Here is a 25,723-nt window from a genome sequence, read left to right as displayed (position 1 = left end):
CTCACGCCATGGACGCAAAAGATAACTTTGAGTTTGAGCGGCAGATTCCGTTGTGCCGCTCCGATTCAGTCCTTGATTTGCGTCACAAGAAGTAATATAAAAATGTCATATGTCGCGCTCAACTCTCTCCGAAAGGGCTCAGCGTTTGAATGCCGCCTTTCATCTGCTTGCCGACGGTCGCAGCCTCAACGAGGCCGCCGAAGCCATGGCCGGGCAGCACAGGATTTCGCGGCGCCAGGCCTACCGTTACCTGCGAGAGGCGCAGCACATGTCGTCTCCGGTAGCCGTGGCGGAGCCCACCATTCCCATCACGCTCAAGGTTCCTGCGGCCGTTGCTGTCACATTGCGGGCGTACGCGCAGGCCCATGACTTAACCATGGGCGAGACGCTCACGCGTGCCGTCTGTGCTTTGCTAGCGACGGCAGGCGGGCGTGGCTGATCGACGTCCACGCAGTCGGCACGTTGACCTGGAATATACGTTTGACCGCCTGCTGGCAAGGAAGCTCGAGCAGGCCTATGACATCCTGGTGCCGGATCGCGTCCGCCGCGCGGGCGAGCAAACTGGACTGAGTGGAGAGACTGATGAAGGTTGCCGCGATCTACGCCCGGGTGTCGTCCGATCAACAGAGGGAGGAGAAGACCATCGCCAGTCAGACGGCGGCGCTGGTGGAGTTTGCCCGAAGCGAAGGCTACAGCGTTCCGGATGAGTGGGTCTTCCAGGACGAAGGCTACAGCGGCGCAAGCCTGGTGAGGCCCGGACTGGAGCGGGTGCGTGACCTGGCGGCGGGCGGTGAGATTCAGGCGGTGCTGGCGCTCGCCCCCGATCGCCTGAGCCGCAAATATGCTTACCAGGTTCTGCTCATTGAGGAATTGGCCCGCCACGGTGTGGCGATGGTATTCATCAAGGCGCCGCACTCGGGTACGCCGGAAGATCAATTGCTGTTGCAGTTCCAGGGCATGATCGCCGAGTACGAACGGGCCCAGATCCTCGAGCGCTCGCGGCGAGGCAAGCGGCACCGTGCGAAGCAAGGCGAGGTCAGCGTGCTGAGTGGCGCGCCCTACGGTTACCGCTACGAACGCAAGAGTGACGAGCAGGCAGCGGGCTATGCGGTGATCGACGCTGAGGCGCAGGTAGTCCGCCAGGTCTACGAGCTGTACACGGTGGCCGGTTTAAGCATCAATGCGATCGCCCGCCGGTTGAGCGAACTGGGCGTTCCCACCAGGAAGGGTGCGGCATGCTGGGAGCACTCCACTGTCTGGGCCATCCTTCGCAATCCTGCCTATCGAGGTATCGCCTGCTTCGGCAAGACCCAACTGGCCACGCGGGAACGCACCAACAACCGGACGTTGCGCCAGCGCGGCGGCCTGCCGGCCCGCAACAGTGCCAGTCACGAACTGCCGCGTGATCAATGGATCGAAATTCCGGTTCCTGCCTTGATCGACCCGGATACGTTCGCCCTGGCGCAGGAGCGCCTGGAAAGCAACAGGAAGCACGCTTCGCGTCGAACGCTCGAACCCAGCATTCTCCAGGGCCTGGTGCACTGCCGCCAGTGCGGCTACGCCTTGTACCGGACCTCGACACGCAGTAGCGCGCGCAAGATCTCCTACTACCGCTGCCTGGGCGCTGACGCCTGGCGCTACGACGGCCACGCCAGGTGTGAGCAGCGCCCCATCCGGCTGGATCTGCTGGAGCACATCGTGTGGTCCGAAGTTGTGCGCCTGCTGGAGGATCCCGCGCTCATCCAGACCGAATTGGACCGGCGCCTTGAGACAGCGCGTAATTCAAGTCCGGCCAGGCGGCAGCAGGACCGCGTCACGCAGGATCTGGCGCAAGCGCAGAAACGTATGGACCGGTTGCTCACCGCTTACCAGGAGGACCTGCTTTCTCTGAACGAGTTGCGGCGGCGCATGCCTGCGCTGCGGCAACGCGAGCAGAGTCTTCAGGAGGAGTTGCGCGGGCTCAGTGCCCGGTTGGTCGACCAGGCGGCTTACCTACGCCTGGCGGAAACGCTAACGGCGTTCCTGGGGCGCTTGCATAGCAGTGCCGCGACCCTCGATGTTCAGGACCGCCAGCGCATCACGAGACTGCTCGTGAAGGAGGTGGTGGTCGCCGATGACCGCATCACCATTCGCCATTCGATTCCCACCGCCACGCGACCAGCCGGCGGAAGCGGAGGGCCGCCCCGCCTGCCCGGATCCCCGCAAACCGCTCACGCTGACCAAAGTTATCTTTTGCGTCCATGGCGTGATCTCGCCGCTGTGTGGCGGGCCGGCTGTCCACGGCTTGAAAGTGATCTGTTCTCGCGGCAGCACGAATGTCTCATGGGCGTCGATCGGACTGGCATGCGCCATCTCAGGTGCGAATGCGCTGACCATGGACGTCAGCAGAATCAGGCGGCGGTTCAGATCAATGGGTTCCATGGAGAACTTTTCCTTGAGTAGTGATTTGTCACGGACGTTATGAGCGTCGCGGAACGGACAGGGCTAACCGATTCGTCGACATCCGAGGGATGTCCAATCACACTAAAGGATCCTAAGAAGGGGATGAAGATCCCGATGCGCAAAAGATCGTTTCTAAAAAGGGGATGTGCCGCCCGCGATTCGGCTCCCCGTTTCCGCCGTGCACCACGGACGGGTCGCAGGTGTATCGCGGAAGCGGACGCAGGGCACACCCTTTTGTGCAAAGGTGATATCGATGCCGGGCACTTCTGCCGTCAGCGCCCCGCACCTATAGTCAGACCAGCTCTCGAACGCACGTCACATCGCTTCGATCGGACCTGCGCGAAGCTTCCCTCACTTTTTAGGAGCAGACCATGTTAACCAAAACGCTCTCACCGGACCTTGTCGAAACCGCAGCCGCAAACCAGGACGCCGAATACTTCGAGTACACGTCATCAGCCAATCCGATTGGCGCGAAGCTGATCTCGCGCGTGCCATTCCGCAATTTCCCGCCTTCGCTGTACGCAGAGGGCGCCACTCGAGTCGTGCCGCTCGACCTTTCCGCGGAACTGGGTTGCCCCAGTCCTGCGACCGGTCCAGGCTTGAGCGCCAATTTCCTGCGCATCAACGCAGGCGACGCATTGACGCTCGCCCCGAACGCCACCTCGCAGCTTTGCTACGTCATCAGCGGGACGGGCAGCGTGACGCAGGGCGAGACCCGCTTCCCGTTTGCGAAGGGCGATTTCTTCACGCTGCCGGGTGGCGATGACACTGTGCTGTCCGCCAACGCGACGGCCACGCTCTATTACGTCAACGACGCCCCGCTGCTCACCTATCTGGGTACGACCGGCGTCCAGGCGCGCTTTGCGCCGACGCTCTATCCGGCCGCCCAGGCGCAGGCGGAATTGCGCAAGGTCGCAGAAGAAGCCAATGCGGGGCGCCGCAACCGCATCAGCGTGCTGATGGGCAATGTCAACTTCCCGCAAACGCGGACGGTCACGCACGTGCTGTGGGCCATGTTCGGCATAGTTCCGCCCAACTCGATTCAGAAGCCGCACCGCCACCAGTCGATCGCACTCGACTTCATCGCTGGGGGCGCCCCCGGCGTCTATACGCTGGTGGGTACCGAACTGGACGAGAACGGCAATATCGCGGATCCGACACGCGTCGATTGGGAAGCGGGGATGGCGTTTGTCACGCCGCCGGGATACTGGCATGCGCATTTCAATGAAACGAACGAAAACGCTTATGTGATTCCGATCCAGGATGCCGGCTTGCAGACCTGGCTGCGCACGCTCGACATCCGCTTCGCGCGTTAAGGCTGAAGCTCCAGTGCGAGTCCGTCGTCCCAGTACGGCGGCTCGCCGATCACCTCTGCATAGAAGTCGACAAACGAACGCACCTTCGACGACACGATCTTCTTCGGCGGATAAACCGCCCAGATAGCTGGTTCGGCCTTGCCTGTGCGTGCTTCCCATTCGGGGAGGGCGTGGATCAGGTGCCCTTCGCGTAGGGCTGTGCCCGCGAGCCAGGTCGGCAGGAGGGCGATACCGCATCCCGAAAGCGCGAGGTCGAGCACAGCCTCGGAGTCGTTTCCACGCAACCGGCCTTTCAATCCGATGAGTGTCTGCTCCAAGGCAGCTTTGGGATTTCCCGCGCGGGTGAGAAACCACTTGTCAGCGGGCGGCAGCGACAGGCGCAGTGATTCATGAGCCTCAAGATCAGCAGGGACAGACGGCATACCGTTTCGATCGAAATATTTCGGACTGCCGCAGACGATGCGCCGATGGGGTGCGAGACGTCTGGCCATTAATGATGAGTCGGACAAGACGCCGATGCGAATGGCTAAGTCAATCCCAGCATCAATCATGTTCAGGGTCTCGCCGGTCAGCACGAGGTCGAGGTCAATGTCCGGGTACCGGGTCATGAATGCTGGAAGGTGCGGCACGACGTGCCGGCGCCCGAATGCGGATGGCATCGTCACGCGCAGCAGGCCCTGCGGCGTGCTATTCAGGGACGACGTGGCCTGCCTGGCGTCATCGAGTGCCTCGAGTGCCAGGATCGCGCGCTCACGAAACACCCTGCCGCCCTCTGTCAGCACGAGACCCCGTGTCGAGCGATTGAAGAGGGCGATGCCAAGATCTTTTTCAAGGTCGCTCACATACCGCGAGATGGTTGAGGTCTTGACCGTCATCTCACGTGCAGCTTTGCTGAAGCTCTGCAGTTCCGCTGCACGAACGAAAGCGTGTACCGCCGAAAAATAGTCCATTGTTTCTGGTGCAAATCTAATTTGCTGAAACGGGCTCGGTTCGCTGCCACTGCGCGGCGCGAAGAAACGGGCGCGGTTCGCTGGCACTGCGCCACGCGACGCGCTCCGGTACGGCAAGTGCGTTCATTGTATCGCGCCCGCCAGGCGTAGTGCGTCCGCTGCAGACGTGTTGCGTTGCGCGAGGGCCATTTGCAGCGCGGTCCCTCCGCGCGCATCGACGTGGTTGACGTTCGCGCCGTGTGCCACGAGCACCGGAATCATATCGAGGCGGCCGAACAGCGCGGCAAACGAAAGTGCCGTTTCCCCTGCGTTGTTGGTTTGATCGATATTGCAATGCGTGTCGATCAGCATGTTCGCAATGTTCGTCTCCCCTTTAAAAAGCGCGCCCATGAGAGCCGTATTGCCGTGCTGATCGGCAGCGCATGCATTGGCACCCGCAGCGAGCAGCGCCTTTAGCGTGTCCGGATGATTGTCATAAGCGCTGAGAATGAGCGCCGTGTAGCCCTCAGACGTCTTCGTCTCGAGGGGAAAATGGGCGTCGACCAACAACTGCACGATATCGGTACGCCCGGCACGCGCAGCGGCAAACCAGTCGTCGGTATACCTTGGCGCGTCAGCTGCGCCCGAGTACGTTCCCGACAGATACATGTGCTGCGCACAACTGGCCATCAACAGCACGGCTATGGCTGCAACCGCTGCGGTGCGAACCATCCGCTGCACGGTAGAAAAACCTCGCATTGCATTCTCCATCGGGAATCATATTCAGGAAGCGGAAGCCTGCTCGCGCAGGCCCGGTACGCCTCAGTTATCGCTCAGATGGGACGCGAGATCGCGCACGCGGGCCACGTCCGCGTTCGTTGCGCGCGCAAGGCGAGCACCGTAGTCCGAATCGGCCTTATAGAAGTACGACAGCATCGTGTACTTGTTCGTGTCGTTGGTCACGCGGCCAAGGTCGCCCGACAATGCAGTGATCAGGTCCGCCTTGTCGGTGTCGGACAAGCTCCGGTAGTACTCTCCAGCCTGACGGAAATCGAGTGTCTTGTGGATCGCCGTTTGCTGGGTCGTGCCACTGACCGGCGTCTGCACGTACTTGTACCTGGCCTGCTGGGAGATTTCGCCGACGCTGGAGGGCTCGTAGTTCACTTCACCCTTGCGATCGCCGTAGTTCATCTTGCCGTCCTGGTTGTTGTTGTTCACCGGGGCGAGCGGACGGTTAATCGGCAGATCGTTGTAGTTCGCTCCCAGGCGATACATTTGCGTGTCGGCGTAGGCAAACAGGCGTCCCTGCAGCATCTTGTCCTCGGAAGGCTCGATTCCTGGCACGAGGCGCGACGGTGCGAACGCCGACTCTTCCGTGGATTCGAAGTAGTTGTCCGGAATGCGGTTGAGCGTCATGGTTCCGACCTTCTCCTCTGGGATCGTCGACGGCCATTCCTTCGTGTCATCAAGTGGATCGAAGTCGAACTTGTTCAGATCCTTCGGCGAAAGCACCTGGATGTAGAGGTCCCACTGAGGATACGAATGTGCCTTCACTGAGTTATACAGATCGTCCGTCATCAGATTCCAGTCCGCACCGATTGAATGCGGAATATCCTGGGGGCGAATGCCTTCAATACCCTGACGGCTCTTCCAATGGAATTTCACGTAGTGAACTTCCCCTTGGGCATTGACGAACTTAAACGCATGCACGCCAAAGCCGTCCATGTGGCGGTATGAATCAGGCATCCCCTCATCGGTGTAGAGGTGCGTCAACATGTTCGTTGCTTCCGGCGTGTGGGCGAAGAAGTCAAAGGCCAGGTTCGGATCCTGCACACCTGTCACAGCTGACGGCTTGTTCGCATGCACGAAGTCCGGGAACTTGATCGCGTCGCGGATGAAGAAGACCGGCCAGTTGATACCGACCATGTCCCAGTTACCTTGCTGCGTGTAGAACTTGATGGCGAAACCGCGGGGGTCGCGGGCTTGCTCGGGCGATCCGCGATAACCCATCACGGTCGAGAAGCGAACAAAGACCGGGGTCTTTGTCCCTGGCGTGAACACCTTCGCGGTGGTCAGCGAACTGATGTCGGTGGTGGGAACGAACTCGCCGAAGAGGCCGGTGCCGCGTGCATGGACGACGCGCTCCGGAATGCGCTCGCGATCGAAGCGCTGCAGTTTCTCGATGAGATTCGAGTCCTGCAGAAGGACGGGTCCGTCAGGACCCGCGGTCTGGGAATTCTGGTTGTCGCCGATAGGCGCGCCACTGTCCCGCGACATGTCTTCGGCATGTCCAGGTTGAGCGATACCGATGGCCGAAACGATGGAGAAAATGCCCGCTGCGATCTTTGTCTTCAGTAATTTCATGTCGTAAGCCTGAGTCAGGAGGAAACCGTCGTTATCCTATGGTTCAGGCGTTGAAATCACCAATCTCCATTTTCTATCATTTCGATAGACGTGGAATTTAGTTCAGTAATCCTATGTGATTAAAGAAATGAAATGAACTTGGCGAGAAGAACGTGATATACATGGCGCGAGAGGCGACGTGCTTGATGGTGCGGTCCATCCGTTGGGCTGGGCGCCTTGCTATCGGCTTCACGGCTGACCGCCCACTGTGCCGGTCTTTGGAATCCCGCGAGGCTCGCCTCGCACGAGGAGAAACAGCGCGATCAGGACAAGCGGGATTGTCAAGCCGGCGAAGAGCAGGGTGGCGCGTTGAATGCCGGCGACCTGCACAGCGACGCCTAGCCCGATCACCGGAAGCGAGATTGCGACATAAAGCACGACGAAAAAGCTCGATATCACCTCGGCACGGCGTTGTGGGGGGCTCTTTGTCGTCAGTTCGCCCAGTCCCGCACGGAGGCTGATTCCTTGTCCGATTCCAGCCAGCGCCGTACCCATCAGCAGCGCGGCCAGCGAGCGTTCCGGGACGCACAGTGCAACGCCCAGCAAGCCGGCAAGCAACCCGATACAGCCGAGCGGCTGCCGCCAGTGGGCCGCAATGTGCGTCTCTACGATTTGCCCAAGCGCCGAACATGCAAACAGCAAAAACACAATCGCGCCGATCACCACGCCACTGTGATAGCCGAGCACGACCCGGATCAGTTGCGGCGCGACGGCCGCAAAGAAGCCCACCACGACGAAACCTGCAAAGCCGGCTAACGCGGCTGGCATGAATACGCCGCGTACCTCGGCGGGCAACGAGATTCTTTGAACTCTGAGTTTCACCCGTTCCGGAAGCTTTGCTGTTTCTGGCGCACTCCATACGCCGAGCATCGCAAGCACCACGAGCAGCAGATGCGCGACGTAAGGGGTTTGCATTGGATGTGGCAGAAGCTCGACGAGTACGCCGCTCAACAATGGGCCGCTGCCCAAACCCAGCATGTTGGAGGCGGTCGCCGCGAGGGTGGCGTGCTTGCGCCACGCCGGAGGCGCCAGTTCAATCACCGCGACGGTCGCAGTTCCGGTAAAGATCCCCGCCGAGACGCCCGATAGCAGTCGAGCCAGCATGAGACCGGACAGCCCGTTGCTCAGCAGGAACGTGACCGCCGCCGCCGCCGATGCACATAAGCCGGCCAACAGCATGCGCCGGCGGCCAAGTTGATCCGACCAGTTGCCGACGATTAGCAGCGCACCGAGCACACCAATCGCATAGCAGGCGTAGATCACCGTGATGACGGTTGCCGTGAAGCCGTACTGCAGTTGATAGTATCGATAGACCGCTGTCGGTAAGGTGGTCCCCATCATGTTGATCAGGAACGCCATGACGACCGCCAGGAAGGCGGTAACCGATTGCTGCCCGGGGGTGTGCGTTTTCATCGAACTGTCCATTCTGGCGCTTAACGGTTGACCATCCGCTTAGGCAGCGTCAGGGCAAGCGCGCCTACTACAAACATGCTGATTGCGAGTGCCACTACGGCCAGCAGCGTCGAATGAGTCGCGTCGATGATCCCACCGATCAGGTACGGACTGACAAACCCGGCAAGATTGCCCACCGAATTGATCACTGCGATTCCTGAAGCGGCCGCGGCACCGGTCAGCATTGCGGTCGGCAGCACCCAGAACTGTGTCATGGTGACTAGCACAGCTGCCGTCGCTACCGCAAGCGCGATTGTGGCGAGCATTGCCTCGTGCATGAATACGGCGCTTGCGATCCAGCCTAGCGTGCCTGCCAATGCCGGGATCGTGATATGCCAACGCCGTTCCTGGTGTGCATCGGAGTGGCGGCTCACAAGCAGCATGGCAACCACCGCAACGGCATAGGGCAGCGCGGTAAGCAGCCCTACGCTGAGTGGATTGCTGACGCCGGTGTTCCTGATCAGCGTCGGCAAATAGAACCCCACGCCGTATAAGCCCATCATGATGAAAAAATACAGCACGCACATCAACCAGACACGCGGGTTGGTGAAGCCGTCGCGCATCCGGTGCGACTGTGCGCCTTGGCGGTCGTCTGCCAGGTTGCGCGCAAGCAGCGCTTTTTCATTGGCGCTGAGCCAGCGTGCGCTCTCGACGTTGTTATCCAGAAAGAGAAGCACGACAATCCCCATCACCAGTGATGGAATCGCTTCTATCAGGAACAGCCACTGCCAGCCGGCCAGATTGTGTGCGCCGGAAACTGAATTCATGATCCAGCCGGACAGGGGAGCACCCACCACTCCAGCAATGGGGATTCCGGTGATGAATAGCGCGAGGATGTTTGCACGCCGGCGCGCCGGGTACCAGTACGTCAGATACAGGATCACGCCAGGGAACAGCCCCGCTTCAGCGAGACCCAACACGAAGCGCAGCGCGTAGAACATCGTCGGCGTTTTGACGAACAGGGTCACTGCCGAGACGATCGACCAGGTGATCATCACACGCGCAATCCAGAGTCGCGCGCCGACGCGATGCAACAGTATGTTGCTCGGCACCTCGAAAAGGAAATATCCGAGAAAGAAAATTCCGGCGCCCAGCCCATAAACCGTTTCGCTAAACTTCAGATCCGCGAGCATCTGGATCTTCGCAAAGCCGACGTTGACGCGGTCGAGATAGGCAACCACATAGCACATGAACAATAACGGTACGATACGCCGCGTCACCTTTTCGTATATCGAATCGTCACCCACGGCCGAAGATGCTGCGTCTGACGCGAGTATCCCGTTAGCCCGTACCATGCTGTTTCCTTGAACCGAGTAATGCCATTGATAGGTATAGATGCTCCGACCGAATTGCCAAGCATGCACCGCGCTAAAACAAAGCAGAGTAGCGGTTGACGAAGCATTGCGAAAGTTACTCGTTACGCAAAACAGTTGTGCGTAAAGGGGTTCGCGTCATTTCGATCAACCTCGGATAGCGACGCGGGATCATTCAGGCGTCGCCTGACTTGCGATGCAATCGTTGCCAGCATCGGCGGTGCTTCGCCCAAAGCTTGCAAGCGCGGCCAGACCGAGCAGGGCGAGTGCACTGCCAAGCAGGAAATCGTCCGGGACACCGACCGAGTCGACGATGGTCCCACCCACCAGAGAACCCACCGCAATGGCGACCTGAATGATGCTGACAAATAGCGCCGAGCCCGCCTCCGGCAGATCGGGGGTCGCGCGCTGAATCCACACGCTGAAACAAAGCGGCAGCGCGCCGAATGAAATTCCCCACGCGAGCACGTCAACCGTTATCGCCAGTTGCGAGTGCCTTAGCAAAGGCATCGACAAAAGCGCGAACATCAACAGTGACACCATGGTCGCGAGAGATGCCTTCAGACTTCGGTTAACCGTGCTCGAAACGACGAAGTTGGAGAAGAAGCCAATGATGCCGAAACCCAGCAGCAACCAGGTAATGGTCGACATGCTGAAACTGGCGTTATGCAGCAGAAACGGCGTGATGTAGGTATAAGAGCAGAAGTGAGCGCCGAACACGAGCGCCACCATCAGCATGCTTCTACGCGGATAAGGGCGCCGTATCAGCGAGACCAGGTCTGCAAACCGCAGCGCCGCACCCGAGGGCAAGGACGGTACCAGCAACAGTTGTGCGACGAACGCGACGGCAACCAGCACACCGGTGGCCATGAAGGAAAAACGCCAGGAGGAGAAGCCGGCGATGAACGTGCCAAGAGGCACGCCAATCACCGTAGCGCACGTCACGCCGGTCAATATCATCGCGGTTGCCCTGGCCGCGTCTTTGGGCTGTACGAGCCGCCCAGCAGCGGCAATCGCCAGCGTCCAGAAGCCTCCCAATGCTGCCCCCAGCAGCGCGCGACCTACCAGCATGACGGCGAAATTGGGTGCGAACGCCGATAACAGATTGGACGCCAGCAACAGTCCCGTTAGCAACAGGAAGACATGACGACGGTCCATACGTCCCGCTCCCAGCATGAGTCCCGGCGCGGACACCGCAGCAATGACACCAGGTACGGTGACCATCAGGCCAGCGGTGCCTGGCAGGACGTCCATTTCCTTGGCGACGTGCGGCAATAACCCGACCGGCAGAAACTCCGTAGTCACAAACGCAAATGCACCAAGCGCTACTGCACCGACGGAAAGCCATTGGCGTAAAGACGACGAATCACCGTTCTCTGGCGCAGGCGTGCCCGCCGGCAGATTGCTTTCTACCAACATAGTATTGTTTGTCCCTTGCGGACACTGATTGAAGTGATGCGGATTTGCGGTGCAAATTCAACCGCATCATCGGGTTGGTGATGAAAACGCCTGGCGTCAAGCGTCTGCGGTGCTGTCTTGAACGACACACCACCATACCATTGCATTATTTCCCTTGCCGACGCGCTGCCAAAGGCATGGCTTGGCGTAGGGGTACTAGAGGGTGAAGCGAGTGTGGGTGAGGTCCTCGCAGACCTGCCACAAGCGCGCGGCGTTGGCGGTATCTCTCGCCTGGCCGGCAACGTTCGCTTCGCCGACGCTGCTGCCGCGTGCTTCCAGCCATCCTTGCGGACCATAGTAGCCGCCGTCGCGGACATCGGCTGAAGTGGCTGCATAGAGAGTTGGCAGGGCGCCTGCGTCATCGGTGTTGAACATGGCGCCGATGACTACCCCCAAAAGGTCTCGCGCCGCTCTCGAGATGGCGGAGCGATCGCCGCCGCGAAACAGATTCGTCTTCGCGACGCCAGGATGAGCGGCAACCGACATCACACGCGAGTTTGCCGCGCGCAAACGGCGGTCGAGTTCAAAAGCAAACATCAGATCCGCGAGCTTGGACTGCCGATAGGCCCGCATCGGCGAGTACTGCCTTGTGGATTGCAGGTCATTGAAGTCGATCTGCCCTTGTTTGTGCGCGATCGAAGCGATCGTGACCACGCGCGGCCGCTCGGTCGATCCGGTCGCCGCACGTTCCAGCGCCGGCATCAGGAACGCGGTCAACGCGAAGTGGCCGAGCACATTGGTGCCAAACTGCAGCTCGAAACCGTCGGCGGTTTCGAGGCGTTTTGGCGGCGCCATGACCCCCGCGTTGTTGACGAGAATATGAAGCGGGCGTTGCGCGGCGAGTTCCTGCTGCGCGAACTGATGCACGGACGCGAGGCTGGCGAGATCGACAAGCGCCAGTTCGGCGTGCGTTCCGGGTGCGTCGGCGTTCAGACGGGATAACGCATCCTCGCCGCGCTGTTTGTCGCGGCATGCCAATATCACTTGCGCGCCTTTGCGTGCCAGCATCAATGCTGCGTGGTAGCCAACTCCACTGTTGGCTCCAGTGATGAGAATTCGTTTGCCGGCCTGCGATGCAATGTCGGCGGTGGTCCACGGTGTGTTCATGTCGATCCGGCGCAGGGTAGTGGGACTCAAGATTGAGACTACCACTAGTCGGACATAAAGAAGTCCCGCGTAAGACGGGCGGGGTAAATCGATACCAAGGCACTCTGCACGATGCACGTGTGCCGGCAAATCTCGCCAATCGCGGCTATGATTTGATGCGGCGATCGGCGCCGAAACCCTCCAGGAGACTACCCACATGATCCATGTCTTTGCTACGATCACCGCCCAGCCTGGCCAGCGCGAAGCCGTGCTGGCACTCTTCAACGCGAACCGTCCGGCGGTGCTGGCGGAAGCAGGATGCATCAGTTACGAGGCGGTCGTCGACGTCCCGGAATTCGGCGGATTTCAGACGCCGCTCGGCGCCGACACGTTTGCTGTCGTCGAACGATGGGAAAGCGCCGAAGCGTTGAAGGCGCACGCAGCCGCCCCGCACATGGCCGAATATGCAGGCAAGACTCGCTCGCTGCTCGCGAGCCGCGTTATCAACGTGCTGCACGCGTATTGATTGCACGGTTGACCTGCACTTAACGAGGCAGCGTCGACAGATAGGCGGCTGCGGCTTCGATTTGCGTATCGGTCAATTGCGCCGCGACCGCAGTCATTGACCCAGGCTTGACGGCGCCGCTCTTCGCGCGCGCCTGAAACTCATGCAACCGCGCTACTGTGAAACTCGCAGGCTGACCCGCAATGCTGGGAAAGCGCGCGCCATTGCCGGTTCCGCCGGCTGCGTGGCAAGAGAAACAGGCGGCGAGGCCAGTGCCGCTACCCATTTGCGCGAGTTGCCGTCCAGCTTCCACCTGCGCGGCTTGTGGAGGCTCTGCAGCATGCGCGAGTGGTGGCTTCTGTGTGGCAAAGTATTGGGCCAGGTCGTGTATGTCGCTGTCGGACAGATTGTGTGCGACCGCTTGCATGACCGGGCTTGCACGGGTGCCATCCTTGAACATCGATAACGCGTGCGCCATGTAGTCGGCGTTCTGTCCTGCGAGCCTGGGGATCGCAGATGCGGGCGAGCCTTCTCCCGCGGCGCCGTGGCACGCGGCACATGTCGCTACGAGGCCGCTGTGGGGATCGGAAGGGGGCGGAGATGCTGCGAAGGCGCGTGAGGCGCCGAGCAGATTCAGGCCTGCGACTAGCGTGATCGCAGCAAACGCGCGAGCGGATACTGCACGTGTCTTGCGGATTGACCGGGCATGCGGCCGGATAGTATGAGAAAGCACTTTTGATTGAATCTCAGTGTGTCACTGTCCGGCGATTTCCGCTTCGTAGCGCGCCTTCGTTTCGACGTTGGGCGGATAGAGGCCGGGTAGCGTGGCGCCGCTTTTGACTTCTTGCAGCACCCATTCCTCAAAGCGTTCCTTGCGCGCAGCGAGTTCGACGACTTCTTCGAGCAATGCCGCGGGAATCAGAACGGCGCCGTCGGTATCGGCCACCACGACGTCATTGGGAAATACCGCTACGCCGCCGCAAGCGACCGGGTCTTGCCAGCCGACAAAGGTCAGCGCGGCTACCGACGCAGGGGCCGCCGTGCCGCGACACCAGACCGGCAGGCCGGTGTCGATCACGCCGACCACGTCGCGCACCACGCCATCTGTGATCAGCGCCGCGACCCCGCGCTTGTGCATCCGGGCGCACAGGATGTCGCCAAAAATTCCCGCATCCGTGACGCCCATTGCGTCGACGACGGTAATGCACCCCGCCGGCATCGCTTCAATGGCGGCACGCGTCGAAATCGGCGAGGCCCACGATGCGGGTGTCGCGAGGTCTTCGCGCGCCGGCACGAAACGCAGCGTGAACGCGCGTCCCACCTGGCGCTGCTGGTTGCCGGTCAGCGGTGCGGGACCGCGCATCCAGATCTTGCGTATGCCTTTTTCCAGCAGGACCGTCGACAGGGTCGCGGTGGTGATGCCGGCTAGCGCGCTGGCAATGTCGGGATGTAGAGGGAGTGTTTCGGTAGTCATGGAAACTAGTCCTTAATCAGGTTCGTGAGGCGGGTTAGATGCTGGCGATCAGGCCACCATCGACGCGAATCACCGAACCGGTGACGTAAGCGGCTTGCACGCTCGCGAGAAACGTCACTACCGCGGCATACTCGCGGGGATCGCCGTAGCGTCCAACGGGGATCGATGCCACGCTCTCGGCACTCACTTCGTCGACGCTGCGGCCTTCGCGCTTCGCTTTCTGCTCGTCGAGGAAGGTGATGCGCGGCGTGGCGATACGGCCCGGCAACACGATGTTCGTGGTGATGCCGTCGCGGCCCACTTCGCGTGCCAGCGTCTTCGACCAGCCCACCAGCGACATGCGCAGCGCGTTCGAAATACCAAGCCCGGCAATCGGTGCAACCACGCCGGACGAAGTGCTGGTGATCACGCGTCCCCATTTGCGATGGCGCATGCCGGGCAACACCTTGTCCGTGATCGCGATCACCGACAGCACCATCGATTCGAAGCTTTTGCTCCACAACTCCACCGGCTGTCCGGCCGCCGGCGTGGGCGGCGGCCCGCCGGTGTTGTTGACGAGAATGTCGACGCCGCCAAACGTGTCGTCAATGGCCTGCATCCGGCTCTCGATGACGCTCAGGTCGGACAGGTCCCATTGCAGGGGCAGTGCCGTGGCGCCTGCCGCCTCGATGTCCGCCACGGTTTGCGACAACGCGTCTGCATTGATATCGGCGACGGCGATACGGGCGCCTTCAGCGGCAAGCGCTCGCGCAATGCCGCCACCCAACCCACCTGCCGCGCCGAACACGAGCGCGGTTTTTCCAGCAATTCCCAGATCCAAAATTCGACTCCAAAAGAGAGGCAGTGATGGAGCAGTCGGCTTGAGAGCGGACAGCCCGATGTCGGGTTAGTATAGGTAACTAGAAGTTCGATATGAAACGGAGAATTTTTGACCTGAGCATGGAAAAGTTTGATACATGATTCGCTACCTCCGAACCTTCGTTGTTGCGGCGGAAACCGAATCGTTTTCGGCGGCCGGCAACCGGCTTGGCCTGACGCAATCGGCTGTCAGCACGCAGATCCGGCGCCTCGAGGAGGAGCTGGGCTATGCGCTGTTCGATCGCACGGGCAAGTCGGTCACGCTTAGCAACGAGGGCCGCGAGGTGCTCGAACAGGCAGCGCACATTCTTGAATCGTTCGAGGGCCTGAAGCAGAACCCGCGCAGTGCGGGAAGAGGGGCCGTCAGCCTTGGGGCGATCGCTACGGTTCAACACAGCTTCCTGCCGAAGGCCTTGCTGCGTTTCCGACACGAGCAACCGGTGGCTCAGATCAATATCATTCCCGGCACCTCGATCCAGTTGCTGACGCGGATCGACTCGCACGAACTGGATGTCGCGGTGATGGTCAAGCCCCGGCTCGGCTTGCCCGCTGACCTGAAGTGGCTTCCGTTGATACAGGAGCGCTACGTGGGCGTGGCGCCAGAAGGCTCGCCGGACGACCTGGCCAAGCTCTTTCGCGAACGGCCCTTCATCCGCTATGACCGCCGTTCGCACGGCGGCCATCTGGTGGACCAGTTTCTGAAGCGTCACGGTTTGTGGACCATGGACAGCATGGAAGTGGATGAACCAGCCGCAATCCTGAAGATGGTGAGCGAAGGATTGGGGTGCTCGATCATTCCGGGCGAACTGGTCCCCGTGGCGCACACCGCCGGGATCATGGTGATTCCCCTGCCGGGCAAGCCGCTCGCGCGCGAGATTGGCATTCTCGTCAGGCTGGCGGCGATGAGCCGACAGGCGACCGCGACGCTGATCGACAGCCTGGCTGCCGAAGCGCAGGCTATCGAGCGGGATCGGGGCTGATCACAGCGGTGCGACGCGGCATCGAAGCAGCAAGGGGCTGCCGTTGGTCCGCGGTTTTTACTGCGTTTTGCCGGGTTGCCCTGTCGTTGCGACGAGTTCCGGCGTAGCAGCCACTTGAGCGAGTTCATCACTCGTCCATCCGCCGCCGAGCGCGTCGAGCAGTTGCACGTTGGCGCTTAGCTGGCGCGTCTGGATGTCGAGCACGCTGCTCTGTGCGTCGAGCTGAACCGTCTGTGCCTGCACCACGTCCAGGTAGCCGACGGTGCCCTGCTTGTACTGTTGCAGTGCGAGGTCGACCGAGGTCTGCGCGGCAGCCGCGGCGTCCCGTTGCTGGCCGAGCGCCGTACCCAGATACGACAGCAGCGCCAGGTTGTCCTCGACCTGCTGGAAGGCGGTCAGCACGACGCCGCGATAACGGTCTCCGGCCTCATCGGTGGCGGCCTTGGCGGCATCCAGTTGCGCACGGCGCAAGCCGCCGTCGAAGACGTATTGCACGAGCTGCGGACCGATGGCCCAGAACAGATTCGGTGCACTAACCAGCCCCGAGTAGGCGGCACTTTGTACACCGCCCTGCAGGGTCAGCCCGATGTTCGGGAAGTAGGCCGCACGCGCGACGCCAATTTTCGCGTTGGCCTCGGCGACCCGGCGTTCTGCGGCGGCCACATCGGGGCGCCGCTGCAACAGCGTGGAGGGCAGGTCGGTTGGGATTGCCGGCAAGGCAATGGCGGTGGTCTCTTGCGGCAGGCTGAATTCGGCCGCGGAGGTGCCCACCAGCACCGCGATCGCATGCTCCATCAGCGCCCGTTGGGCGAGGTTCTGCGATAACTGCGACTGTGCTGAGGACAACTGCGTTTGCGCGCGCGAAACATCGAGACCCGAGACAATGCCGTGGCTGTGCAAGGTCTGCGTGAGCTGCAGGGCCTTCGCGAAAGCCGTCTCGGTGGCGTTCAGCAGATCGGTTTGCTGGTCGAGACCACGCAGGCGGATAAAGCTATCCGCCAGTTCGACCTCGAGGCTCAGCTTCACCGACGCCAGATCGGCCTTGGTCGCCTGCGCCTCGTCCTTGCCGGCCAGCACGGAGTCGCGCACACGGCCCCAGAGATCGAGGTTGTAGTTGACCTGCGCACCAAGCGTCACAGAGTTGTAGTCAGCGGGCCCGTTGCCGCGCAATGGCGCGGTGTTGGACTGGCGTTCGCGCAACGGTACGGCGCTCGCGCTGACGGTCGGGTACAGCCCGGACTCGACTTGCGCCACGAATGCCTGCGCCTGCGCGTAGTGCGCGTACGCAGCGCGCAAGTCCGTGTTGTTGGCGAGCAGGCGCGTTTCCAGATCGTCGAGCTGCGTGTCGCCGTACATCTTCCACCAGCCGTTGCGGTCTATCTGGTCGGCGGGCTGCGCACTGGTCCACGGCCCATACGTCTTGTACTGCGCGGCGACCGGGGTGGCTGGAACATCGTACTTCGGCGCGAGCGAGCAGGCGGCGAGCGCGGCGACGCTCGCCAGTACCGCGGGAAGACGCATCGGAGGAAGCGCTGAAAGCCGGACGCTGCGTCGAACCTTAACCATGTGCTGCCGCCTTCTTGTCCGCGACCGTCACGACCTGCACGCTGTCGCCGTCGCTGAGGCCGTCGGGCGGGGTATCGATGATGCGGTCGGTCGCCGCGAGACCCGAGCCGATTTCTACGGAGTCGCCCAGATCGCGGGCGATCTTCACCGGCTTGAAGTGCACGTGATTGTCCTGGTCGAGCGTAGCGATAACTACACCGCGGCTATCGAAGACCACTGCGCTGGCCGGTACGCGGACCGAGTCCGAAGCAACCGGCAAAGTGAATTTGAGGCTGGCGAACCCGCCCGGCAGCAGCTTGCCGCCGGAATTGTCGACCAGCAGCTGAACCAGCGTCGTGCCGGAAGTCGAGTTGACTGAGTCCGCCGCGGCGATCACGCGCGCGGTGAACTGCTGGTCCGGATATTCGGGAACGGTCAGCGTTGCAGTGGTGCCGTTGTGGATGGCGGGTGCATAGTTCTGCGGCACCTGCACATACACGCGCAACTGCTTGACTTCGGAAACCTCGAACAGCTCCTGGCCCACGCCGCTGCTGCCCGCATTGATCAGCGCGCCGACGTCGGTGTCGCGCGCGGTCACCACGCCGTCGAACGGCGCCACGATGCGTCCGAAGGCCTTGGTGGCGACTAGGCGATCGACGTTGGCCTTCGCCGCGGCGACAATCGCTGCTTTCGCCGTGTAGTCGGCCGTGCGTTGATCGACGTCCTGTTGCGCAACGGAATCCGTGCCGCGCAGCGCTTCCCAGCGCTTCGCCGTGGTGCCGGCTACGACGGCATTCGCTTGCGCGCTTTGCAGATCCGCACGCGCCTGCAGCAACTGCTGATCGAGCTCAGGCGTTTCGATTTCGGCGAGCTGTTGGCCCGCTTTGACCGGTGTGCCGATATCGGCATTCCACGACTTCAGATAGCCGCTCACCTGCGCGAAAATCGGCGCCCGAGTAAACGCTTCGAGGCGCGAGGGCAGTTGCAGCGACGGACCGCTGGCATCGCGGATTGGCTGGATGACGCTCACGCTCGGCACGGCCTGGGCATCGGTCCAGGTTTTCAGCTTGTGAGCGTCGTCCGCTCTCAGCACGAGACCTGCGGCGACAATACCGACGGCAATTAGCAGCGCTACCACACCGGCTATGCGCAGCGGACGACGCGACGGCGGAGTAACGGGGAAAGCGGATTCAGACGACATGAGCAGGATCTCCCGAGGCGGGTGCCGGGTTGGACGCACGCCCAGGGCGTGCGTGCACGATACAAAAAATGACGGGGACGAGGAACAGCGATGCGGTGGTGGCGAACAGCAGCCCGCCGATCACAGCGCGGCCAAGCGGTGCGTTTTGTTCGCCGCCTTCGCCGAGTGCGAGTGCCATCGGCGCCATGCCGATGATCATCGAGAGTGCGGTCATCAGCACCGGACGGAAACGCGTGAAGCCTGCTTCAAGCGCAGCCTTGAACGGATCGCCGTGCTCGGCGAGACGTTCGCGGCAGAAACTGACCACGAGAATCGAGTTGGCTGTTGCCACCCCCATACACATGATGGCGCCGGTCAGGGCGGGCACCGAGAGCGTGGTGTGGGTCGCAAACAGCATCCAGACAATGCCGGCCAGTGCGGCCGGCAATGCGGTCACGATCACGAACGGATCGGCCCACGACTGGAAGTTGACGACGATCAGCAGGTAGATCAGCACCACCGCCCCCAGCAGGCCGAACAGCATGCCGGTGAAGGCGCTGTTCATGGTCTGCACCTGACCGAGTAGCGCGACCGTCGAGCCCTTGGGCAGGGTGCTGGCGTTGTCGTGCACGATCTTCTGGATGTCGGCGGCCACCGCGCCGAGATCGCGGTCCTGGGTGGTCGCAAAGATCTCGACCATCGGCTGGATGTTGTACTGGCTGACTACTTCGTTGGTGCTGGTGCGCTGCACCGTCGCCAGGCCGCCAAGGATCTGCGAGGTGCTGCCGCCGCGCGCGGTGATCGGCAGGTTTTGCAGCGCGGCGAGCGAATCGAGGCTGTATTGCGGCGTTTGCATCACGATCGGATACGAAATCCCGTTCGCATTGTTCAACCAGAACGTCGGCGCCACCTGGCTCGAACCGGCGAGGTTCACCACCATGCTGTTAGTTACGTCGCTTTCGCTGATGCCGACCAGTTGCGCGCGCGTGCGGTCCACGTCGACATTGAAGGTCGGATTGGCATGCGACTGCGCAATGTGTGCATCGACCACGCCCGGCACGTCGCGAACCAGGCGCAGCAGATGGTCCGCGTACGCGAAGTTGGCGTCCAGGTTGTTGCCGCGGACCTGCAGATCGATCGGCGCGGGCGAGCCGAAGTTCAGAATCTGGCTGATGATGTCGGCCGGCGGGAACGAGAACGTCACGCCGGGAAATTCGCGCGGCAGGCGCTCGCGCATGAGGCGGACATACTCGGCGGTCGGCGCGTGGCCTTCGTTGAGCGCGATCTGGATGTCGCCGTCCTGCGAGCCGACCGTGCCGGTGTTGTTGTACGCGGTATTGATACCGCTCACCGGCAGGCCCATGTTGTCGACGACGGCGCCGAGGTCAGCCGGCGGAATGATCTGGCGGACGGCCCCTTCGACATTGGCAAAGATCTGCGCGGTCTTCTCGACCCGAACCCCGACCGGCGCGCGCACGTGCATCAGGATCTGTCCGGCATCCACCGACGGGAAAAAATTGCGGCCGAGAAACGGCACCAGCGCGAACGACACCAGCACAAAGCCAAGGAAGCCGATGACGAACGGACGCCGATGGTTCAGCGCGAGTTCGAGCAGGCCGTGATAACCGGAACGCACCTTTTCGAAGCGTGCTTCGAAGCCGCGCTGGAAACGTCCGAGTGGGCCCGGACTCTTCGACTCATGGCCATGCTCGCCTTGCACGTGCTGCTTGAGCAGGTACTTGGCCATGGTGGGCACCAGCGTTCTCGACAGGATGAACGACGAGATCATCGCGAAGATCACTGCTTCGGCCATCGGCACGAACAGGAAGCGTGCGACACCATCGAGGAAGAACATCGGCACGAACACAATGCAGATACACAGCAGCGAGACGAACGCCGGCGTCACGATCTGCGCGGCGCCGTCGAGAATCGCGGTCTCTACCTCCTTGCCATGCTCGAGGTGCCAGTTGATGTTTTCGATGGTGACGGTCGCATCGTCGACCAGAATCCCCACCGCGAGCGCGAGGCCGCCGAGCGTCATGATGTTCAGCGTCTCGCCGAGCGCGGACAGGGTGGCGATGGAACCGAGAATGGCGAGCGGAATCGAGGTCGCGATGATGATCGTGGAGCGCCAGCTGCCGAGAAACAGCAGAATCATCAGGCTCGTCAGCACGGCGGCAATCACGCCTTCGCGCGCCACGCCGCTGATGGCGGCGCGCACGAAGATCGACTGGTCGCCGATCGCATCGATCTGCAGGTTGTCGGGCCACGAGGCCTTGCCGGCGGCGACCTGCGCCTTGATGCCGGAGATGATCCCGAGCGTCGACACCGAGCCGTTCTTGAGCACCGACATCAGCACCGAACGCTTGCCGTTCACGTGCACGATGTTGGTCTGCGGCGGGCTGCCGTCGCGCACGTTCGCCACATCGCGGATATAGACGGTCGTGCCGTTGACGGCCTTGATCGGCAAATCGCCCAGGGCCTTGATTTGCGATGGGGCATCGTTCAGTTGCAGCGTGTATTCGTAGTCGCCGATTTTCTCCGTGCCAACCGGCGTGATCAGATTCTGGCCAGCGAGCGCATTGGCGACGTCCTGGGCAGACAGGCCGCGCGCCTGCATGGCGGCCGGGTCGACGTCGATCTGCACCTCACGTGTCTTGCCGCCGAACGGGTAGGGGATGGCGGCCCCTGCAACGGTGGTGAGAACCGGACGCACCGCGTTCAAACCGAGGTCGCCGAGGTTCTGTTCGGTCAGTCCTTTACCGGACAGCGCGAGCTGGATGATCGGCACCGTCGAGGCGTTGTAGTTCAGGATCAGTGGTGGCGTGGTGCCTGGCGGCAGCTGCCGCAACTGGGTTTGCGCAACCGCGGTCACCTGCGCATTTGCCGTACTGATATTGACGCCCGGCTGGAAGAAGATCTTGATGATCTCGAAGCCTGCGACCGATTCCGCCTCGATATGCTGGACGTCGTTCACGGTGGTCGTCAGCGTGCGTTCGAATGGCGAGGTGATGCGGCCGACCATCTGGTCCGGCGGCAGGCCCGTGTATTGCCACACCACGCTGATGACCGGAATTCTGATGTCGGGGAAGATGTCGGTTGGCGTTCTGACGGCCGACAAGGGGCCGATGATCAGGATGAAGATCGCGAGTACGACGAAAGTGTAGGGTCGCCTAAGGGCAATGCGGACTAGGCCGAGCATGACAATTCCAGGGCTTGGAAAAACGTAGAGGTGGTTTGCAATTTATTAAGCGCTTGCGCAATGAAACCCAAAGCGCGAATGTACACAAGGCCCGGAAATTCTGCTGAACGTCAAAAACGCTTTGCAGGTTTCTGAATGCTGCTAACCGGCAATTGCTCTCGCCGGCCTCTCGCGCAAAAATGCCACGATGACCGGCGCAAACCGGCACCTTTCCCCCTGCGCGCCGGAGAGCCGACGCAGAGTACCGGTCGAGAGGGCGTTATATAAGGGATGGTTTGCGCAAAACAGTCATGCACAAAACGGCAAGAAAACGCTTACCGTTTTTGCTGTGTCACTGTTTCGATGGTCACTTCGCCGCGTAACGCGAACTGTTCCATCGCCGGTGCGTCGAGCAGGGCGTCGGTGACGAGCGTCCAGTCGCGCTCGAGCGGAGTCCAGTGCTGTTGGTTCGCGCGGTCCAGTTTGTTCGACGTCACCAGCACGAAGACATGGGCGGCCTGCCTGATGATGCACTCCTTCAGATAAGCCTGCTCGGCGCTCGCCTCGCACAGGCCGCGACCGGCGACCACGCCGTCGGCTCCGAGAAACGCTTTGTCTACCGAGACGCGGCTCAAGGCGAGCTGCGCAAGCGGCCCTAGCGTGCTCATGCTGGTGGGACGCAGATCGCCGCCGATCAGCGTGACAGACACTTCGCTTGACGCCAGCAGGTTGACCGCCAGCAGGTTATTGGTCACGACGCGGATGTTGCGGCGGCCGGCCAGCAGCCGTGCCACTTCGGCGGTGGTGGTGCCGCCGTCGAGAAAAATCGTGTCGCCGTCGTGGACGTGGCTCGCCGCGAGCTGGGCGATCGCGGCCTTTTGCTCGCGGAAACTCTCGCGCCGGCTGTCGAGCGATTCCTCCGGCTCGTGCATGCCAATCGATGCGGCAGCCCCGCCGTACGTCCGCACGATGCGCCGCTCCTCCGCAAGCGCGCGCAGGTCGCGTCGCACCGTTGCTTCGGACATCCCGAAGTGTTCGCACAGCGCGCCGACATCGGTCATGCCGGACAGGACGGCCTGCAGCATCGCCTCGCGGCGGTTGGTAACTTTCATGTTTTAGCCACAAAATTGATCGATTCGGTCATTCTAGTCTTTGCCCGATCATACGGGCGCATCAGCAAAATATTACTGAATTGAAGGGTTATTTGCATCCGGATTGCAGACGATGGAGCTGTGCCGTACACTCTGACTGATCGATGTAGTCAAAATAAATGATTGAATCGGTCAAAAACGGACAGGAGACACCCATGGCCCAGATACCTATCAAGCGCGCAATTGAACGCGTCCCCGGCGGGATGATGATCGTCCCGCTGCTGCTCGGCGCAGTCGTCGCGACCTTTATGCCAGGCATGCCGAAGTTCTTCGGCTCGTTCACCAATGCCTTGTTTACCGGTGCGTTGCCTATCCTTGCAGTGTTCTACGTGTGCATGGGCGCCGCGATCGACATCAAGGCGACACCCTACCTGCTCAAGAAGGGCGGTGCGCTATTTGTGGCGAAGGTGGGGTCGGCGATCGTGGTAGGTATGGTACTGGGGCATTTCCTCGGCGAACAGCCGGTGCCGTCCGGATTGTTCGCCGGCATGTCGACTCTTGCCGTGGTCGCGGCAATGAACGACACGAACGGCGGCCTCTATATGGCGCTAATGGGCCAATATGGCAAATCTGAAGACGTTGGCGCGTACACCATCATGTCGCTCGAATCGGGGCCGTTCCTCACCATGGTCACCCTGGGCGTGGCGGGACTCGCGGCGTTTCCATGGCAAACGCTGGTGGGCAGCATCCTGCCGCTCGTGGTGGGCATGCTGCTTGGCAATCTCGATCGCGAAATGCGCGAATTTCTCGGGCGTGCGGTGCCGGTCATGATCCCGTTTTTTGCGCTCGCGTTAGGCGCCAGTCTCGATCTGCACAAGGTCTGGCAGGCCGGGTTGCTGGGCCTTGGCCTGGGCGTCGCCGTGGTGGTCGTAACGGGTATTCCGCTGTACCTGACTGACCGTCTGACGGGAGGCACGGGTGTGGCGGGCGTCGCGGCTGCGAATACGGCCGGCAATGGCGCGGCGGTGCCGGCCTTGATCGCCGCGGCCAATCCGGTCTACGCGGAGGCCGCAAAAAGCGCGACGCTGCTGGTTGCTGCCTGCGTGGTGGTGACGGCCATCCTCTCGCCGATCCTGACCGCGGCGGTCGCCAAGCGCGTGGCAAAGCGCACGAGCGAGAGCAAGGACACGAGCCATGCGAAAGCAGGAGCCAGGCAGTGAGTCATACGAGTCTTCTGATCCTTGCTGATGACCTGTCAGGCGCCGCTGACTGCGCGATCGCCTTTGCGGGCGCAGGAAGGCACACGGCTGTCACGCTGACGGCCACGCGTGCGATGAACGGCGCGGACGTGATCGCGGTGGACACCGACACGCGCCGGATGTCGCCGGCTGAGGCCGCGCGTTGCGCCGGCGCGGCCTGGCAGGCGCAGCGCGCGCCGGGGCGACGTTTGTACAAGAAGATCGATTCGACCTTGCGCGGCAACTGGGCCGCCGAAGTCGCGGCCTTGCAGCCGCTCGCCGGTCTCGCGATCGTCGCGCCGGCTTTTCCGGCCACCGGCCGCACAGTAGACGATGGAAGAGTTTTCGTGCGCGGCGTGCCGCTCGGCGACACCGAGACGTGGAAACTCGAACACGCCGGCCAGTCGGCGGATCTATGGGTGATGCTGGAGTCGGCGGGCCTCACTACCGCATTGCTAGGCGTCGATGGGCTGCGCGGTGAGCAGGAGTCGTTGCGTACTGCGATCGCCAGTGTGGCGCAGAGTGGCACGAAGGCGCTCATCGTCGATGCGCATACCGAAGCGGACCTGAGGGCGCTTGCGCAAGCAACGCTCGCGCTGGAAGCACCATGCTTCTGGGTTGGCTCAGGTGGTCTTGCGCGTGAGCTTGCCGCATTAGACGAGCTGTTCTCTGCTGTACCCCTTGGCGGCGCCGAGGCGCGCCCCGCGCACGCTCATGATGGCGCCGTGCTGATTCTGGTCGGCAGCCTGTCGGCGGTGTCCGCGCAACAGTGCGCGATGTTGCGCGAACGCGCGGGCGTCGACGAGGTGATCGTGCCGCCCGCGGTGTTGCGCGATGGCGCGCTTCATCCGCAGTGGGCCGCCTGGCAGAGCCGGATTGCCGGATACCTCGCGGGCCGCACTGATCTGCTGGCGCGAATCGGCCGCGACGACGCGTTTGATCCGGCCGAAGGCGCGCAGTTGTCCGCGGCCCTCGCGGCACTCGTCGCTCCGTGCTTCGAGCATCTCGGCGGACTGATCGTCACCGGCGGCGAGACGGCGCGCGCCATGCTCGGCGCGGCCGGTATCGAAAGCCTTCGCTTGCTGTCGGAAATCGAGCCCGGTGTTGCGGTCGCGCGTCCGCATGGACATGAGCATCTCACGGTCGTCACCAAGGCCGGCGCGTTTGGCACCGAACATGCGCTGTATGGCGCGTACCTTCACCTTCGAGGCCTCGCGGAAGTCGCGCGCACGGACTCATGAATCATGGGCCTGGCGGCCCACCAACGAACCC

General features: G+C 62.0%; 21 protein-coding genes. 7 read left to right on the top strand and 14 right to left on the bottom strand.

Annotation, left to right across the window (positions count from 1 at the left end):
• Nucleotides 1-145: 145 nt before the first annotated feature.
• From M0954_RS01595 to M0954_RS01585, 3 genes are all read left to right on the top strand, one after another.
• Nucleotides 146-439, top strand: a complete 294-nt coding sequence (locus tag M0954_RS01595) for a hypothetical protein (RefSeq protein ID WP_297351254.1) — start codon at nt 146-148, stop codon at nt 437-439.
• A gap of 143 nt (nt 440-582) precedes the next feature.
• Entirely contained in the window at nt 583-2,442 is a 1,860-nt protein-coding gene (locus tag M0954_RS01590; protein ID WP_297351253.1) for a recombinase family protein, read from the top strand.
• A gap of 371 nt (nt 2,443-2,813) precedes the next feature.
• The gene (locus M0954_RS01585) at nt 2,814-3,758 is read left to right on the top strand and encodes a cupin domain-containing protein (protein ID WP_122156372.1); all 945 of its coding nucleotides are present in this window, start codon (nt 2,814-2,816) and stop codon (nt 3,756-3,758) included.
• Here the strand turns inward: M0954_RS01585 and M0954_RS01580 are convergent.
• From M0954_RS01580 to M0954_RS01550, 7 genes are all read right to left on the bottom strand, one after another.
• Complete coding sequence (locus M0954_RS01580; RefSeq protein WP_297351250.1) at nt 3,755-4,708, bottom strand: LysR family transcriptional regulator; 954 nt, start codon at nt 4,706-4,708, stop codon at nt 3,755-3,757. The genes M0954_RS01585 and M0954_RS01580 overlap by 4 nt on opposite strands.
• A gap of 123 nt (nt 4,709-4,831) precedes the next feature.
• Nucleotides 4,832-5,446: an ankyrin repeat domain-containing protein gene (locus M0954_RS01575; protein ID WP_122156371.1), complete on the bottom strand. Its 615-nt coding sequence runs from the start codon at nt 5,444-5,446 to the stop codon at nt 4,832-4,834.
• A 63-nt stretch (nt 5,447-5,509) separates the two neighbouring features.
• A complete protein-coding gene (locus tag M0954_RS01570; RefSeq protein WP_297351258.1) occupies nt 5,510-6,964 on the bottom strand; it encodes a catalase in 1,455 nt (484 codons plus the stop codon).
• A gap of 315 nt (nt 6,965-7,279) precedes the next feature.
• Complete coding sequence (locus tag M0954_RS01565; RefSeq protein ID WP_297351249.1) at nt 7,280-8,503, bottom strand: MFS transporter; 1,224 nt, start codon at nt 8,501-8,503, stop codon at nt 7,280-7,282.
• Between the two features lie 20 nt (nt 8,504-8,523).
• The gene (locus M0954_RS01560) at nt 8,524-9,837 is read right to left on the bottom strand and encodes an MFS transporter (RefSeq protein ID WP_297351247.1); all 1,314 of its coding nucleotides are present in this window, start codon (nt 9,835-9,837) and stop codon (nt 8,524-8,526) included.
• 189 nt (nt 9,838-10,026) lie between these two features.
• On the bottom strand, nt 10,027-11,274 hold the full coding sequence (locus M0954_RS01555; protein ID WP_297351245.1) for an MFS transporter: 1,248 nt from the start codon (nt 11,272-11,274) through the stop codon (nt 10,027-10,029).
• A gap of 195 nt (nt 11,275-11,469) precedes the next feature.
• Nucleotides 11,470-12,450 carry an oxidoreductase gene (locus tag M0954_RS01550; protein ID WP_297351243.1) on the bottom strand — a complete coding sequence of 327 codons (981 nt, stop codon included), beginning with the start codon at nt 12,448-12,450 and terminating at the stop codon, nt 11,470-11,472.
• A gap of 166 nt (nt 12,451-12,616) precedes the next feature.
• Between M0954_RS01550 and M0954_RS01545 the strand changes: the two genes are divergently transcribed.
• The gene (locus tag M0954_RS01545) at nt 12,617-12,925 is read left to right on the top strand and encodes a putative quinol monooxygenase (protein WP_123385993.1); all 309 of its coding nucleotides are present in this window, start codon (nt 12,617-12,619) and stop codon (nt 12,923-12,925) included.
• 19 nt (nt 12,926-12,944) lie between these two features.
• Here the strand turns inward: M0954_RS01545 and M0954_RS01540 are convergent, their stop codons facing one another.
• From M0954_RS01540 to M0954_RS01530, 3 genes are read right to left on the bottom strand one after another with little or no spacing between them, the layout of a single operon-like run.
• Nucleotides 12,945-13,637: a c-type cytochrome gene (locus M0954_RS01540; protein ID WP_297351241.1), complete on the bottom strand. Its 693-nt coding sequence runs from the start codon at nt 13,635-13,637 to the stop codon at nt 12,945-12,947.
• A 21-nt stretch (nt 13,638-13,658) separates the two neighbouring features.
• Nucleotides 13,659-14,378, bottom strand: a complete 720-nt coding sequence (locus M0954_RS01535; RefSeq protein WP_123385992.1) for a ribonuclease activity regulator RraA — start codon at nt 14,376-14,378, stop codon at nt 13,659-13,661.
• A gap of 34 nt (nt 14,379-14,412) precedes the next feature.
• Nucleotides 14,413-15,198: an SDR family oxidoreductase gene (locus tag M0954_RS01530; RefSeq protein ID WP_122156364.1), complete on the bottom strand. Its 786-nt coding sequence runs from the start codon at nt 15,196-15,198 to the stop codon at nt 14,413-14,415.
• Nucleotides 15,199-15,334: 136 nt separating this feature from the next.
• Here M0954_RS01530 and M0954_RS01525 point away from each other — a divergent pair, with 136 nt between their 5' ends.
• A complete protein-coding gene (locus M0954_RS01525) occupies nt 15,335-16,216 on the top strand; it encodes a LysR family transcriptional regulator (protein WP_122156363.1) in 882 nt (293 codons plus the stop codon).
• A gap of 57 nt (nt 16,217-16,273) precedes the next feature.
• Here M0954_RS01525 and M0954_RS01520 read toward each other — a convergent pair whose 3' ends face one another.
• From M0954_RS01520 to M0954_RS01505, 4 genes are all read right to left on the bottom strand, one after another.
• Nucleotides 16,274-17,782 carry an efflux transporter outer membrane subunit gene (locus tag M0954_RS01520; protein WP_297351239.1) on the bottom strand — a complete coding sequence of 503 codons (1,509 nt, stop codon included), beginning with the start codon at nt 17,780-17,782 and terminating at the stop codon, nt 16,274-16,276.
• The gene (locus M0954_RS01515) at nt 17,775-18,962 is read right to left on the bottom strand and encodes an efflux RND transporter periplasmic adaptor subunit (RefSeq protein ID WP_133894563.1); all 1,188 of its coding nucleotides are present in this window, start codon (nt 18,960-18,962) and stop codon (nt 17,775-17,777) included. Before M0954_RS01515 ends, M0954_RS01520 begins: the two co-directional genes overlap by 8 nt.
• Complete coding sequence (locus M0954_RS01510) at nt 18,952-22,143, bottom strand: efflux RND transporter permease subunit (protein ID WP_297351238.1); 3,192 nt, start codon at nt 22,141-22,143, stop codon at nt 18,952-18,954. Before M0954_RS01510 ends, M0954_RS01515 begins: the two co-directional genes overlap by 11 nt.
• A 314-nt stretch (nt 22,144-22,457) precedes the next feature.
• On the bottom strand, nt 22,458-23,234 hold the full coding sequence (locus M0954_RS01505; protein ID WP_122156359.1) for a DeoR/GlpR family DNA-binding transcription regulator: 777 nt from the start codon (nt 23,232-23,234) through the stop codon (nt 22,458-22,460).
• 194 nt (nt 23,235-23,428) lie between these two features.
• Between M0954_RS01505 and M0954_RS01500 the strand changes: the two genes are divergently transcribed.
• Together M0954_RS01500 and M0954_RS01495 are read left to right on the top strand one after the other, a co-directional pair.
• Nucleotides 23,429-24,433, top strand: coding sequence for a 2-keto-3-deoxygluconate permease (locus M0954_RS01500; RefSeq protein WP_297351236.1), 1,005 nt, complete (start codon nt 23,429-23,431; stop codon nt 24,431-24,433).
• Entirely contained in the window at nt 24,430-25,692 is a 1,263-nt protein-coding gene (locus M0954_RS01495) for a four-carbon acid sugar kinase family protein (protein WP_297351234.1), read from the top strand. The genes M0954_RS01500 and M0954_RS01495 overlap by 4 nt, the downstream gene beginning before the upstream one ends.
• The last annotated feature ends 31 nt before the right edge of the window (nt 25,693-25,723 follow it).

Origin of the sequence: Paraburkholderia sp. (assembly GCF_026225065.1) — a bacterium.
GTDB lineage: Bacteria > Pseudomonadota > Gammaproteobacteria > Burkholderiales > Burkholderiaceae > Paraburkholderia.
Note: the sequence above shows the minus strand (reverse complement) of the source record. Positions and strands in the feature narration are given on the sequence as shown.